General features: G+C 68.3%; 13 protein-coding genes. 3 read left to right on the top strand and 10 right to left on the bottom strand.

Annotated elements, in window-relative coordinates:
* Positions 1 to 26 precede the first annotated feature (26 nt).
* From cobA to ABQF13_RS01695, 5 genes are all read right to left on the bottom strand, one after another.
* Positions 27 to 1,238, bottom strand: coding sequence for a uroporphyrinogen-III C-methyltransferase (cobA, locus tag ABQF13_RS01715; protein ID WP_448390938.1), 1,212 nt, complete (start codon positions 1,236 to 1,238; stop codon positions 27 to 29).
* Complete coding sequence (locus ABQF13_RS01710) at positions 1,235 to 2,611, bottom strand: cobyrinic acid a,c-diamide synthase CobB (RefSeq protein ID WP_448390937.1); 1,377 nt, start codon at positions 2,609 to 2,611, stop codon at positions 1,235 to 1,237. Before ABQF13_RS01710 ends, cobA begins: the two co-directional genes overlap by 4 nt.
* A 103-nt stretch (positions 2,612 to 2,714) precedes the next feature.
* On the bottom strand, positions 2,715 to 3,329 hold the full coding sequence (gene cobO / locus ABQF13_RS01705) for a cob(I)yrinic acid a,c-diamide adenosyltransferase (protein ID WP_448390936.1): 615 nt from the start codon (positions 3,327 to 3,329) through the stop codon (positions 2,715 to 2,717).
* A gap of 16 nt (positions 3,330 to 3,345) precedes the next feature.
* Complete coding sequence (locus ABQF13_RS01700; protein WP_448390935.1) at positions 3,346 to 5,178, bottom strand: magnesium chelatase subunit D family protein; 1,833 nt, start codon at positions 5,176 to 5,178, stop codon at positions 3,346 to 3,348.
* A complete protein-coding gene (locus ABQF13_RS01695; protein ID WP_448390934.1) occupies positions 5,175 to 5,621 on the bottom strand; it encodes a GNAT family N-acetyltransferase in 447 nt (148 codons plus the stop codon). The genes ABQF13_RS01700 and ABQF13_RS01695 overlap by 4 nt, the downstream gene beginning before the upstream one ends.
* Positions 5,622 to 5,810: 189 nt before the next feature.
* On the opposite strand from ABQF13_RS01695, the gene ABQF13_RS01690 reads away from it, so the two are divergent.
* Both ABQF13_RS01690 and mtr read left to right on the top strand, forming a co-directional pair.
* Positions 5,811 to 6,779: an alpha/beta hydrolase gene (locus ABQF13_RS01690; protein WP_448391373.1), complete on the top strand. Its 969-nt coding sequence runs from the start codon at positions 5,811 to 5,813 to the stop codon at positions 6,777 to 6,779.
* 5 nt (positions 6,780 to 6,784) lie between these two features.
* On the top strand, positions 6,785 to 8,200 hold the full coding sequence (gene mtr / locus ABQF13_RS01685; RefSeq protein ID WP_448390933.1) for a mycothione reductase: 1,416 nt from the start codon (positions 6,785 to 6,787) through the stop codon (positions 8,198 to 8,200).
* An 88-nt stretch (positions 8,201 to 8,288) separates the two neighbouring features.
* Here the strand turns inward: mtr and ABQF13_RS01680 are convergent, their stop codons facing one another.
* Positions 8,289 to 9,020 carry an energy-coupling factor ABC transporter ATP-binding protein gene (locus tag ABQF13_RS01680; protein WP_448390932.1) on the bottom strand — a complete coding sequence of 244 codons (732 nt, stop codon included), beginning with the start codon at positions 9,018 to 9,020 and terminating at the stop codon, positions 8,289 to 8,291.
* The gene (gene cbiQ, locus ABQF13_RS01675) at positions 9,017 to 9,790 is read right to left on the bottom strand and encodes a cobalt ECF transporter T component CbiQ (protein WP_448390931.1); all 774 of its coding nucleotides are present in this window, start codon (positions 9,788 to 9,790) and stop codon (positions 9,017 to 9,019) included. The genes ABQF13_RS01680 and cbiQ overlap by 4 nt, the downstream gene beginning before the upstream one ends.
* A gap of 349 nt (positions 9,791 to 10,139) precedes the next feature.
* On the opposite strand from cbiQ, the gene ABQF13_RS01670 reads away from it, so the two are divergent.
* The gene (locus tag ABQF13_RS01670; RefSeq protein ID WP_448390930.1) at positions 10,140 to 10,712 is read left to right on the top strand and encodes a hypothetical protein; all 573 of its coding nucleotides are present in this window, start codon (positions 10,140 to 10,142) and stop codon (positions 10,710 to 10,712) included.
* A gap of 18 nt (positions 10,713 to 10,730) precedes the next feature.
* Here ABQF13_RS01670 and ABQF13_RS01665 read toward each other — a convergent pair whose 3' ends face one another.
* The 3 genes from ABQF13_RS01665 to ABQF13_RS01655 all read right to left on the bottom strand — a co-directional run bounded on the left by ABQF13_RS01665 (position 10,731) and on the right by ABQF13_RS01655 (position 12,709).
* Complete coding sequence (locus ABQF13_RS01665; protein WP_448390929.1) at positions 10,731 to 11,102, bottom strand: PDGLE domain-containing protein; 372 nt, start codon at positions 11,100 to 11,102, stop codon at positions 10,731 to 10,733.
* On the bottom strand, positions 11,099 to 11,776 hold the full coding sequence (locus ABQF13_RS01660) for an energy-coupling factor ABC transporter permease (RefSeq protein ID WP_448391372.1): 678 nt from the start codon (positions 11,774 to 11,776) through the stop codon (positions 11,099 to 11,101). Before ABQF13_RS01660 ends, ABQF13_RS01665 begins: the two co-directional genes overlap by 4 nt.
* 102 nt (positions 11,777 to 11,878) lie before the next feature.
* Positions 11,879 to 12,709 carry a class I SAM-dependent methyltransferase gene (locus ABQF13_RS01655; protein WP_448390928.1) on the bottom strand — a complete coding sequence of 277 codons (831 nt, stop codon included), beginning with the start codon at positions 12,707 to 12,709 and terminating at the stop codon, positions 11,879 to 11,881.
* Positions 12,710 to 12,735: the final 26 nt, after the last annotated feature.

Genomic DNA, 12,735 nt, shown 5'->3' with positions numbered 1-12,735 from the left:
TACCTTACAGTAATCTTAGAAATCCTTTAACCGCCGAACGCCGCCACCGAGCCGATCACGATGACCGCCGGCGGTCGAATCCCGTCCTCCCGGATCCGTTCCGGCGCATCGGCGAGCGTCGCTCGCAACGTTCGCTGCGACGCGGTTGTGCCGTGCTGCACCACTAGCACCGGCGTATCCGCAGGTCGACCGCCTGCCATTAACGCCTTGCTGAACAACTCGATGCGTTCGACAGCCATCAGCAAAACGATGGTGCCCGAGAGGGCAGCCAGGGCATCCCAATTCACTAACGATTCGGGGTGTCCCGGCGCAACATGGCCGCTGACCACCACGAATTCGTGCGTGACGCCGCGATGGGTGACCGGAACGCCCGCCAGCGCAGGCACCCCTATGGCGCTGGTCACTCCGGGCACGACGGTGACGGGGATTCCCGCGTCGATACACGCAAGAACCTCCTCGTAGCCGCGGGCGAACACGAACGGGTCGCCGCCCTTGAGCCGCACGACGAACTTGCCGGCGCGGGCCCGCTCGATGAGCACCGCGTTAATCGCGTCCTGGGCCATCGCCCGTCCGTAGGGGATCTTGGCAGCGTCGATCACCTCGACGTGTGGTGCCAGTTCGGCGAGCAGTTCCGGTGGGGCCAGCCGGTCGGCGACCACGACGTCGGCGTGCGACAGCAGCCGTCGGCCGCGGACGGTGATCAGTTCGGGATCGCCGGGGCCCCCACCGACCAGCGCGATGCCGCCCGCCACGACGCCGGGGGTGTCGCCGGGCGCGATCAGCCCGCTCTGCATCGCCTCGTGGATAGCCGAGCGAATAGCCGCCGACCGTCGATGTTCGCCGCCGGCCAGCACGCCGACCGATAGGCCTTCGTACTCGAAGGACGCCGGCGTGACGGCCGTGCCCTCACGGGCGATGTCGGCGCGCACGCAGAAGATGCGGTGGCGTTCGGCTTCGGCGACCACGGCGGCGTTGACGGCCGGATCGTTGGTTGCGGCGATGACGTACCAGGCGTCCTCGAGGTCACCTTCCCGAAATGTTCTGAGCTCCAGCGTGACTCCAGGGTTCTGCTTGCTCAGGGCTTCGACCGCCGGGGTGGCTGCGGGGGTGATCACGTGCACGTCGGCGCCGTTGGCCACCAACAGCGGCAGCCTGCGCTGCGCGACCGTGCCGCCCCCGACGACCACGACTTTCTTACCGGTCAGGCGAAGGCCGACGAGGTAGGCGTTCTCACTCACCGTGCGAGCCTAGAGGTTGCGGCTGTGGTGACGAAACGGGTGATCGCGCCCGTATGCGCGGCGGGGTGGGTGTGCAGGTAGCCGGCATGCACTCCGGCGTCGACGGCGCCGTCCCGCACCGGGGTACCCGTGTTTCCCTCGTAGACCCAGGCTGGTGGATAGCTGTCAGCGAGCTGCACTGCCGTGCGGTGAAACTCGTGTCCCATCACCCGCTCCCCGACCGCGTGCAGCGCTGAGTCGGCCACGACGACGCCCTGCCGGTAACCCAGCGTGAGCCGGTCGGTGAAGCGTGCGGTGCCGGACAGCACCCCGCACATCGGGTATCCGTCGAGTTCGTCGACCAGGTAGGTCAGCCCTGCGCACTCGGCGTGTACCGGTGCGCCGGCGTCCGCGAGCGCCTTGATCTGCTGGCGCACCGGGTCGTTAGCCGACAACTCGGTGCCGAACTGCTCGGGGAACCCGCCGGGGATGACCAGCGCGCCGGTATCGGGCGGCAGCAGATCGGTCAGCGGATCGAACTCGACCACCTCGGCGCCGGCGGCGCACAGCAGTTCGCGATGTTCGGCGTAGCCGAAGCTGAACGCCTTGCCGGCCGCGTATGCGACCGTGACGCGGTCTGCGGCGGTCGCAGCGACGGCCGGATCCCACGGTGCGGCGGCGACATGGCTGGTGGCCACCGCGGTAAGAGCCGCCAGGTCGACATGGCGAGCCACCAGCGCGACCATCGCCTCGACGGCGGCCCGCGCCCGCGCGCCGTACTCGACGGCCGTGACGAGCCCGAGATGCCTTGACGGAACAGCTAGTTCGTCTGTGCGCGGGATGACGCCGAACACGGGGACACCGGCGTGTTCACACGCCTGGCGCAGCACCTCTTCGTGGCGCGCGGAGCCGACGCGGTTGAGGATCACCCCGGCGATGCGCACGGAATGGTCGAACGTCGAAAAGCCGTGCAGCAGTGCGGCGATGCTGTGGCTTTGACCGCGCGCGTCGACGACGAGGATCACCGGCGCGCCGAGCATGCCCGCGACCTGGGCGGTGGACCCGGCCGCGGTGCCCGACGGGTTGCTGCTGTCGATCTGCCCGTCGAACAGGCCCATGACCCCCTCGATGACCGCGATGTCGGCGGCGGCGCTGCCGTGCCGGTACAGCGGGCCGATCAGGTGCTCGCCGACCAGAACCGGGTCGAGGTTGCGCCCGGGCCGCTGCGCGGCCAGGGTGTGATAGCCGGGGTCGATGTAGTCTGGCCCGACCTTGAACGGCGCGACGGCGCGGCCCGCCTGTCGCAGCGCACCGATCAAACCCGTTGCCACGGTGGTCTTTCCGCTGCCGGACGCCGGCGCCCCGATGACAATCGCAGGCGTCGACCAACTCACGCTTGGTCCTCGGCTTGTTCGGCGAGCGTGCGTGTTCGCGAGCGACACGCCGGTGAATAGCGCGAGTTTACGCACGCTCGCGGGGAAGCGGAGCGGGTGTGGGTCACCACTCGATGCCCTTCTGACCCTTGCGGCCGACGTCCATCGGGTGCTTGACCTTGGTCATCTCGGTGACCAGGTCGGCGGCGTCGAGCAGCGCCTCGGGGGCGTCGCGGCCGGTGATGACGACGTGCTGGGTGCCGGGCCGCGCAGTCAGCGTGGCGACCACCTCGTCGACGTCGACCCAGCCCCACTTCAGCGGATAGGTGAATTCGTCGAGCACGTAGAAGTCGTGGCGCTCGTCGGCGAGGCGGCGGGCGATCTCCGCCCAGCCGTCAGCGGCCGCCGCGGCGTGGTCGTCGTCGTTGCCGTGTTTGCGCGTCCACGACCACCCGGCGCCCATCTTGTGCCACTCGACAGGACCGCCCACGCCTTTCTCGTCGTGCAGCCGGCCCAGCTGACGAAACGCCGCCTCCTCGCCGACCTTCCACTTGGCGCTCTTGACGAACTGGAACACCGCGATGTCGAAACCCTGGTTCCACGCCCGCAACGCCATGCCGAATGCGGCGGTGGACTTGCCTTTACCCGCGCCGGTGTGCACCGCCAGCAGCGGGGCATTGCGTCGGGCTCGCGTCGTCAACCCATCATCGGGAACGGTGAGCGGTTGGCCCTGGGGCATGTCGAACTCCTCCAGATCAGGCTGCGGTGCGGATCACGGCGGTGAGGTTGTCGGCGCGCAGCTGTGCCAATTGCACCGCAGGCGCGCCCAGCTGCTGGGCCAGCTGCTCGGCGAGACCCAGCCGCACATAGGAGGTTTCGCAGTCGACCACGACGGCCGCCGCGCCCTCGGCCACCAGCCGGGCGGCGGCTTCACGTGCCCGTCCCAGCGGGTCGGGTCCTCCGGTTGCGCGTCCGTCGGTGAGCACCACTACCAGGGTGCGCCGCGCACGGTCGCGCGCCTTCTCCCGGACCACCACGTCGCGAGCGGTCAACAAGCCTTGTGCCAGCGGGGTTTTGCCGCCGGTGTCAAAGCGGGCCAGTCGCCGGCTGGCGATGTGCACCGACGACGTCGGCGGCAGCAACACCTGCGCGGACTGCTGACGGAACGTGATCACGGCGACCTTGTCGCGGCGCTGGTAGGCGTCTCGCAGCAGCGACAGCGCGGCACCGCCGACCGCCGCCATCCGGTCGCGCGCGGCCATCGACCCCGACGCGTCGACCACGAAGATCACCAGGTTGCCTTCGCGGCCTTCGCGGATGGCGCGGCGCACATCGTCGGGTCCCGGCCGCGGCCGCCCCGCACCGCGTTGGCGTTCGGCGGCGGCCAGCAGTGTTCCGAACACGTGCACTCCGTGGCCGGCATTCCGGTCGGCCGCGGCGGCGATGGTCTTACCGGTGCGGTTGCGCGCCCGAGACCGGCGCCCAGGAGCGCCCTCCCCGACCCCCGGGACCACCAGTGAACGGGTGCGGTACACCGCCGACGGCGGTGCGCTCGGTCGCGAGGAACCACCGGTGTTGCCCTGTGGCCCAGCGCTATCCGGTGTCGCCTCGCCCCCACCGCCGGACGGGTCGGGGTCGGGATCGGGATCGGGTTCCGGTTCCTGCTCGGCGGATTCGCCTGCCTCTTGTATCGCCTGGTCGAGTTGTTCGGGATCCAGCCCGGGGTCGTCGAACGGGTCGCGGCGCCGACGGTGTGGCAGCGCCAACTCGGCGGCGACCCGAATATCTTCTTCGCCAACGGTATCGGCGCCGCGCCAGGCGGCGTGTGCCACCGCGGTGCGCGCGACGACGAGGTCGGCACGCATACCGTCGACGTCGAAGGCCGCGCACAGCGCCGCGATACGTCGTAACTCGCTGTCCGGCAACGCCACTGATTCGACAGCCTTACGGGCTTCGGCGATCCGACGGGCTAGCTCGGCGTCGTCGTCGGCGTAGGCCGCGGCGAACCCGGCGGGGTCGGCCTCATAGGCCATCCGCTGCCGAATCACGTCGACGCGGACGTCGACATCGCGGGACGCGCGCACGTCGACGGTCAGGCCGAACCGGTCCAGCAACTGTGGGCGCAGTTCGCCCTCTTCGGGATTCATGGTGCCAATGAGCACGAACCGGGCGTCGTGGCTGTGCGAGACGCCGTCGCGTTCGATGTGCACCCGGCCCATCGCGGCCGCATCGAGCAGCACGTCGACCAGGTGGTCGTGCAGCAGGTTCACCTCGTCGACGTAGAGCACACCGCCGTGGGCGCGGGCCAGCAGCCCCGGTGAGAACGCATGCTCGCCGTCGCGCAGCACCTTCTGCAGGTCCAGCGATCCGACCACGCGGTCCTCGGTGGCGCCGATCGGCAACTCGACCAGCGAGGCGTCGTCATCCACGGCCGCCAGCACCGCGGCCAACCCACGCACGGCGGTCGACTTCGCGGTCCCCTTCTCACCGCGGATCAACACGCCACCGATGTCGGGTCGAATCGCGCACAGCACCAAAGCCAGTCGTAACCGGTCGTGGCCGACGAGCGCGCTGAAGGGATAGGTCATGATTTCACCATCGGTACGTGGGGGATTCCGTCGTCGACAAACTCTTCACCATCACGGACGAACCCGTGGTGGGCATACATGGCCTCCAGGTATATCTGGGCGTCGACCCGGCAGGGGTAGTCGCCGACTTCGGCCAGCGCGGCCGAAAGTAGCCGGGTGGCGTGGCCGCGCCCGCGCGCTTCGCGTTTGGTGCACACGCGGCCGACCCGAAATCCTTTCTGCCCGCCGGGATGTTCCTCCATCAGCCGCAGTGTGCAGACGACCTCGTTGTCGGCGGCTTCCAGCCAGAAGTGGCGGGTCTCGGCGAGCAGATCGCGTCCGTCGAGCTCGGGATAGGGGGTCGCCTGTTCAACGACGAACACCTCGATCCGCAGCTTCAACAGCTCATAGAGCGTCGCGGCGTCGAGGTCCTTGGCCCAACTGCGACGGAGCGCAACGGTCATTCCGCCGCCGCTGTCGGTACATGGTCAGGCACTGGTGGTCGGTCCTCCGTCGTCGCGTGGCCGTTGGGCGTGGTCACCTCAGGTTAGCCCGACGCGTTAGCGGGAAACGCCGACGGTGTGTCGCCGACTAAGGTTGCAACCGTGCCCGAATGGCAGGCCGATGTGCTGCCTGGTTACCGGCAGCATTCGATGGCGCTCGGACCGGACCCCGACGGGGAAGGTGAGCTCGTCGCCACCCTGGTGCGGCGCGGTGATGTCGATCCGCCGGCGAGGCGGGCAGTGCTGCTCGTGCACGGCTACACCGACTACTTCTTCAACACCGAACTCGCCGACCATTTCGCCACGCGGGACTTCGCGTTCTACGCTCTGGACCTGCACAAATGCGGCCGCTCCTGGCGCGAGGGACAAACCCCGCACTTCACCACGGACCTGTCTCGCTACTTCGCCGAACTCGACCGCGCCCTCGATGTGATCGGCGCGGAGCTGCAGCAGCCCGACGTGCTGGTCTACGGGCATTCGGCCGGCGGGCTGATCGTGTCGCTGTGGCTGGATGGGTTGCGCCGACGGGGGCTGACCCCGCGCAAACGGGTGACCGGCCTGATATTGAACAGCCCCTGGCTGGATCTGCAGGGCCCAGCGGTGCTGCGTGCCGCGCCGACCACCGCGGCGATCAGGGCGGCATCGCGGGTCCGTAAGCGCTGGGTGGTGCGCCGTCCCACACAGGGCGGCTACGGCACCACCTTGCACCGCGACTACCACGGCGAATTCGACTACGACCTGAAATGGAAACCGGTCGGCGGCTTTCCGGTGCTGCTCGGCTGGATCCACGCCATCCGGCGCGGACATGCCCAGTTGCACCGCGGCCTCGACGTCGGCGTGCCCAACCTCATTCTGCGCTCGGACCGCAGCGTGCGCGAGGCCACTGAGCGCGTCGAGGAGATCCAGCGCGGCGACGCAGTCCTGGACGTCGAGCAGATCGCCCGATGGGCAGGGTGTATCGGTAACCGGAGCACCATCGTGCCGGTCAGCGACGCCAAACACGACGTGTTCCTGTCGGTGCCCGACGTACGCCGGCAGGCCTACCGCGAACTCGACCGGTGGCTCGACTGGTACACCCGCGAGATCACCCATGCCGCCCCGCATTCCGAACGAGGATGACCACCATGACCCATTTCGACATCGCGATCATCGGCACCGGTTCGGGCAACTCGATCCTCGATGAGCGCTACACCGACAAGAAGGTGGCGATCTGTGAGAAGGGAGTGTTCGGCGGCACCTGCCTCAACGTCGGTTGTATCCCGACGAAGATGTTCGTCTACGGCGCCGACGTAGCTCAAAACGTCAGCGAGTCAGCGCGTTACGGAATCGATGCCCATATCGACGGAGTGCGGTGGCCCGACATCGTGTCGCGGGTCTTCGGGCGCATCGACCCGATCGCGCTCAGCGGCGAGAACTACCGGCGTGCCTCACCCAACGTCGAGGTGTTCGCCAGCCACACCCGGTTCGGGCCGACCCGACCCGACGGCCGCTACACCTTGCGCACCGAAGATGGCGACGAGTTGACCGCCGACCAGGTGGTGATCGCCGCCGGGTCCCGTGCGGTGGTCCCCGAGCCCATCGCCGAATGCGGCGTGCCCTACTACACCAGCGACAATGTCATGCGCATCGCCGAGGTGCCCAAGCATCTGATCATCGTGGGCGGCGGCTTCGTCGGTTGCGAGTTCGCCCATATCTTCTCCGCGCTCGGCGCTCAGATCACCATGATCCTGCGCGGCAGTACGCTGCTTCGCGGCCACGACGACGAAATCGCCATGCGCTTCACCGATCTGGCCGCGAAGAAGTGGGCGATCCGCGACCATCTCGAGGTCGTCGACGCGCGCCAGGTCGGCGACGGTGTCGAGGTCACCTGCCAGGACGGCACGATGGTGCGCGGCGACGCGCTGCTGGTGGCGACCGGCCGGGTGCCCAACGGCGATCTGCTCGACGCCGAGCAGGCCGAGATCAAGGTGACCGCCGACGGTCGCGTCGTCGTCGACGAGTACCAGCGGACCACCGCGCGTGGTGTTTTCGCGCTCGGTGACGTGTCGTCGGAGTACCAGCTCAAGCATGTCGCCAACCACGAAGCGCGGGTGGTGCGCAATAACCTGTTGCAGGACTGGGACGACACCGCCGCGCTGATGCCCTCGGATCACCGCTACGTGCCGTCGGCGGTGTTCACCGATCCGCAGATCGCCAGCGTCGGGCTGACCGAAAACCAGGCCCGGGCGCAGGGTTTCGATGTCCGGGTCAAAGTTCAGGATTACAGCGACGTCGCGTACGGGTGGGCGATGGAAGACACCACCGGCATCGCCAAGGTGCTCGTCGACGGCGAGACCGGCTTGTTACTCGGCGCGCACATCATGGGCCATCAGGCGTCCTCGCTCATTCAGCCCCTCATCCAGGCCATGAGCTTCGGCCTGCCGGCCCAGGACATGGCGCGCGGGCAGTACTGGATTCATCCCGCCCTGCCTGAGGTTGTCGAAAACGCGTTGCTGGCCTTATGCGGTGAGCCCTCCTGGCCACCGTCCAAACGGCACTAGCTGTTTCTCGCGCGAGCAGATGCAGCAACAGCTATTTCGGCGTCGAGGAACAACCTCCTGCGTCTGCTCACGGGGCCGGGGGTGGTGGCTAGGTGGTGACCGAGAAGCCCCACGGCAACTCGAGGCGGTGGGCAGCAAGCAGATCGGCGTCGGAGAGAATCTCGGTGATTGGGCCGTCGGCGACGATGACCCCGCTGTCCATCACGACCGCCCGCTGACACAGTTGCGCGGCGTAGGGCAGGTCGTGGGTGACGATCAGCATGGTGGCGTCGAGCCCGGTCAGCGTCTCGGCCAGCCCCCGGCGCGCGACCGGGTCGAGATTGGCCGACGGCTCGTCGAGAACCAAGATGTCGGGCTCGCAGGCCAACACGGTCGCGAGCGCCGCGCGCCGGCGCTGCCCGGCGGACAGGTGCGTCGGGCTGCGTTCGGCCTGTTCGGTCAGCGACACGGCCTGCAACGCCCGGCCGACCCGGGCGGCCAGCGCCTCGCCGCGCACACCGAAGTTGGCCGGGCCGAACGCGACGTCCTGAGCGACGGTCGGCATGAACAGCTGATCGTCCGGATCCTGGAAGACCAGCCCGACCCGACGCCGCAGCTCTTGAACACTCTTGCGGTTCAAGGGGATACCGCAGATCTCGACCGTGCCGGCGGTGGCGGTGAGCACTCCGTTGAGGTGCAGCATCAAGGTGGTCTTGCCTGCGCCGTTGGGCCCGAGCACCGCGATCCGCTCACCGGGCGCGACGGTCAGGTCGACGCCGTCGAGCGCCACCTGCCCGTCCGGGTAGATGTAGTGCAGCGCCTCGATGCGGATCGCACTCATCGCAACACCCACGCCATCACTGCCACCGTGACGGCGGCGTACGCCGGGATCAGCGCGACGACCCACTGCGCGGCAGCGGCCCGCGGCGGTGCCCCGATGACCGCCAGATCCGGTGCGCTGCCGTCGAATCCCCGTGACAACATCGCGACGTACACCCGCTCGCCGCGTTCGTAGGAGCGCAGGAACAGCGCGCCGATCCCCCTCGCGATGGCCGCGGCCTGATGTAGCACCCGCGGCGAATCGCCACGCGAGATCCTCGCCATCCGCATCCGGCCGGCCTCCGCGGCCAGTAGATCGACATAACGCAGCATCAACACCAGCACCGAGGTCGCCACCGCCGGAACACCCAGTCGGCTCAAGGCGGCGGGCAACTCGGTCGTCGACGTGGTGGCGGCGACGGTCAGCGCCGCCGCCACACCGAGGGTGCCCTTGATGACGATTCCCCACGCGGCCCACAGCCCGCTCACCGAAAGCTGCAGTCCGGCAACCTCGACGCGGGCACCGCCCTCGGCGAAGGGCAGCAGCACCGCCAGCACCAGAAATGGCGCCTCGATCAGCATCCGCGGCAGCACCCACCGCAGCGGTATCCGCGCGAGCCGCCAGACCACCACGATGATCGTCGCGTAGACGGCGAACGGCCAGAACATCTCTCGCGGGGTGGCGACGACGGCCAGCACGAACACCAGCAGGCAGACGATCTTCACCTCGGCGGGTGCCCGGTGCACCGCCGATTCGCCGTGGCGGTAGAGCGGGTGGGCCCCGGCGCCCATCTACCGCCGACTTTGCTGCCGGTGGTCGTCGATCACCCGCAACGACGATCCTGCCACCGCCGACGTGAGCGCATCGCTCATGTGCTTGGCGACCAAGGTGACTGCCATGACCCGAGCCTAGGACGCGGGCGATTACCTGTCTAGCTGAACAGATCTGCAGGCGTGGGCTGATTCGTCCCGCGCTTCTCGCGGCTTTCTCGTCCCGGCCGGGCACGCCCAAACGCTCGATCCATCCAGCCTCACCAGCTCATTTCACGAACGAACAAGCTTCGTCGAATCGCTGTCGAGCATTGTTAAACCGTTCCATCGGGGGCGTACGACGGCCCCACCAAAGCGAGGAGAAGTTGAAATGACCGCATTGAAGGACATCGGATCGCTGCTGGGCGGGACGGCCGTGATCGCGGCCACCGTCGGGCTGACCGTCGGGCTAGCGCCGGCCTCCGCGGCTCCGCAGCAGAGCCCTGGGGTCACCCTGACGTTGCGCGGCGCCGACCCGGCCGTCCAGGGAAACCTGCTCTTCTGGATTCAGGGCGTGTTCCCGATGAGCGAGGGCTCGGCCCGCGACAGAATCGACAACCTCGGATCGAGCGGCGGCATGGATTACATCGTGTTCGCCGACGACCCTGGCGAGCCCGATTCGCGCATCGGCCCACCCCACGGATTCATCGGCGCTCCTGGGCCGCCCGGTGGCTACCTGTACGCGGGACAGGCCGGTATTCACTTCGGCCGCCATCTCAGCGTCCCCGAGCATCTGCTCAACGAGGACAAGTGCTTCAACGACGGAAGTGTCGGCTGCACTACCGGCCGGCGCATTGACGAAATCTACGTATCCGCGCGGTTCGTCCAATCGGGCGCCGGCTCGCTGCTGGCGTACACGAACCCGGTCTCGGCCCAGTTCGACGAAATCTCGGGCGGGATGTGACCTTCGGCGGACGTTCGCCTACCCGGCCGACCGACCGGCACCCTCCGACCGCGGACTTCGTCGCCGGCGGTGGGCGATCGACCAGAACAACAAACCCGCCCCCGCCACGGTGACGAGGACCCCGATCACCCCGGCGATCCCGCCGGTGCCCCCGACCCCGCCGATCGCATAGTCCGCGAGCGGCGACCCCGAAAGGGCATGCTCGTCGGCATGCTGGGCGATGCAGTGCCCCGCGAGCTGTTCACCGTCGGCCGTCTCGACCACCTCGCAGCCGCGCAGGGTTGTGGCGTCCAGCCCGTCGGGGCTGGAGCTGGCGAAGTAGGAGACAACGCCGGCGATCAGCAGGGTGACGGCGGCGAATGCCACCCAGAACCGCCACCGCGAGCTCATGCCCGCACCTCCGCGCGCGTCCGGCGCAGCAGGTAGACCAGGTCGGGACGCGCACGAGCGACGGCCACCACGGTCACCGCGGTGATCAGGCCCTCACCGACCCCGATCAGTACATGCGTGCCGAACATGTAGCCGGCCACGGCACCGAGGGAGGTCGTCGCCGCGCCGCCGATTGCATACTCGAGCACGAAACCCATTGCCGCACAGACGGTACCGACCAGCGCGGCGATAAACGCGACGACGCCGAAGCCGGCCGTGGGCACTTCCGCGCGCCTGCGGGCAAGGGTGAACAGTCCCACCGCCGTCGCGTACCCCGCCGCGACGCCGATGACCGCCATGTTGACGATGTTGGTGCCCAGCGCGGTCACACCGCCGTCGGCGAACAACAGCGACTGCACCACCAACACGATCGCGATGCACAGCGCCCCGGTGTAGGGGCCGACCAGGATGGCGGCCAGTGCACCGCCCAGCAGGTGGCCGCTGACCCCGGGCAGGATCGGGAAGTTGATCATCTGCACCGCGAAGATGAACGCGGCGACGAGGCCGGCCAGCGGGACCGTGCGCTCGTCGAGTTCGTTGCGTGCCTTCACCGCGCTGAGACCGACTGCCGCGACCGCGATGACCCCGAAGATGAGGGAGGTCGGGGCGTCGACGATGCCGTCGCTCATGTGCATGGCGACGTTGTGGACAGTCACCCGTCTGAGCGTAGAACCGCCGCCTATATATGTCTAGCTGGACAGGTGTTCAGGTAAGCCTGCCCAGGGCGGCTTAGCCGTCTACCGCTTGCGCGCGGTGACGAAAAGGTACTCGGCCTCCCAGTACGCCCGGTCAGGCGCGCCGCAGTTCCACTCGGTGAGGAAATCGAGGAAGTCGCGGTCGAGGGCCGCGACCCGGTTGGATTTCTCGGCGTTGGCGTAGGCGGCGATGGTCGGCCCGTAGTTGCGCTTCCAGTACGCACGGAATTCCGCCGGGGTCGCGCAGTGGTCGAGCACGACAACCCGGCGCCGCATCGTCAGGTTCTTGACCCGGTCGCCGAACAAGGCACGGACGTGGTCCTCGTCGCCCCACAACGGCGGCGGGTCGGCGCCCGGCGGTGGCGGCGGTGCGTAAGGCTTCATCGTCGCGAACAGCATGCCGATGAACCCGTCAGGCGTCCAATTGATCAACCCGATCGTGCCGCCGCGGCGCACCACCCGGACCAACTCGTCGGCGGCTGCTCGGTGACGTGGTGCGAACATCACCCCGACGCAGGACATCACGACGTCAAAGCTGTTGTCGGCGAACGGCAACGCCTCGGCGTCGGCTTCGACCCATTCCAACTCGACACCACGCTGAGCAGCAACGGTCTTTCCGGGCGCGAAGAGTTCCGGTGTGAGATCGCTTGCGGTGACAAGCCCTCCGGCGAGCGCGGCCGGGATCGACGCGTTCCCTGACCCGGCGGCGACGTCCAAGACGCGGTCGCCCGCTTGCACGCCGCAGGCACGCACGAGTTCAGGACCCAACGCCGGGATCAACTGCGCGGCCACCGCCGGGTAATCACCGGACGCCCACATCGTCCGGTGATTGGTCTTCAGCTTCCGGTCCGCTTCGACGTCGACAGCAGTCATCGGATTCTCCTTACGTTCGGTCAACG

It is taken from the genome of Mycolicibacterium sp. XJ879 (genome assembly GCF_053483935.1).
This window is presented reverse-complemented; position numbering and strand designations above follow the sequence as displayed.

Excerpts from the sequence above, each read along its gene's own strand:
- cobO (WP_448390936.1), bottom strand. The coding sequence starts at position 3,329 with ATGCCCCAGGGCCAACCGCTCACCGTTCCCGATGATGGGTTGACGACG.
- ABQF13_RS01700 (WP_448390935.1), bottom strand. The coding sequence starts at position 5,178 with ATGACCTATCCCTTCAGCGCGCTCGTCGGCCACGACCGGTTACGACTG.
- ABQF13_RS01695 (WP_448390934.1), bottom strand. The coding sequence starts at position 5,621 with ATGACCGTTGCGCTCCGTCGCAGTTGGGCCAAGGACCTCGACGCCGCG.
- ABQF13_RS01690 (WP_448391373.1), top strand. The coding sequence starts at position 5,811 with ATGGCGCTCGGACCGGACCCCGACGGGGAAGGTGAGCTCGTCGCCACC.
- mtr (WP_448390933.1), top strand. The coding sequence starts at position 6,785 with ATGACCCATTTCGACATCGCGATCATCGGCACCGGTTCGGGCAACTCG.
- ABQF13_RS01680 (WP_448390932.1), bottom strand. The coding sequence starts at position 9,020 with ATGAGTGCGATCCGCATCGAGGCGCTGCACTACATCTACCCGGACGGG.
- cbiQ (WP_448390931.1), bottom strand. The coding sequence starts at position 9,790 with ATGGGCGCCGGGGCCCACCCGCTCTACCGCCACGGCGAATCGGCGGTG.
- ABQF13_RS01670 (WP_448390930.1), top strand. The coding sequence starts at position 10,140 with ATGACCGCATTGAAGGACATCGGATCGCTGCTGGGCGGGACGGCCGTG.
- ABQF13_RS01665 (WP_448390929.1), bottom strand. The coding sequence starts at position 11,102 with ATGAGCTCGCGGTGGCGGTTCTGGGTGGCATTCGCCGCCGTCACCCTG.
- ABQF13_RS01660 (WP_448391372.1), bottom strand. The coding sequence starts at position 11,776 with ATGCACATGAGCGACGGCATCGTCGACGCCCCGACCTCCCTCATCTTC.
- ABQF13_RS01655 (WP_448390928.1), bottom strand. The coding sequence starts at position 12,709 with ATGACTGCTGTCGACGTCGAAGCGGACCGGAAGCTGAAGACCAATCAC.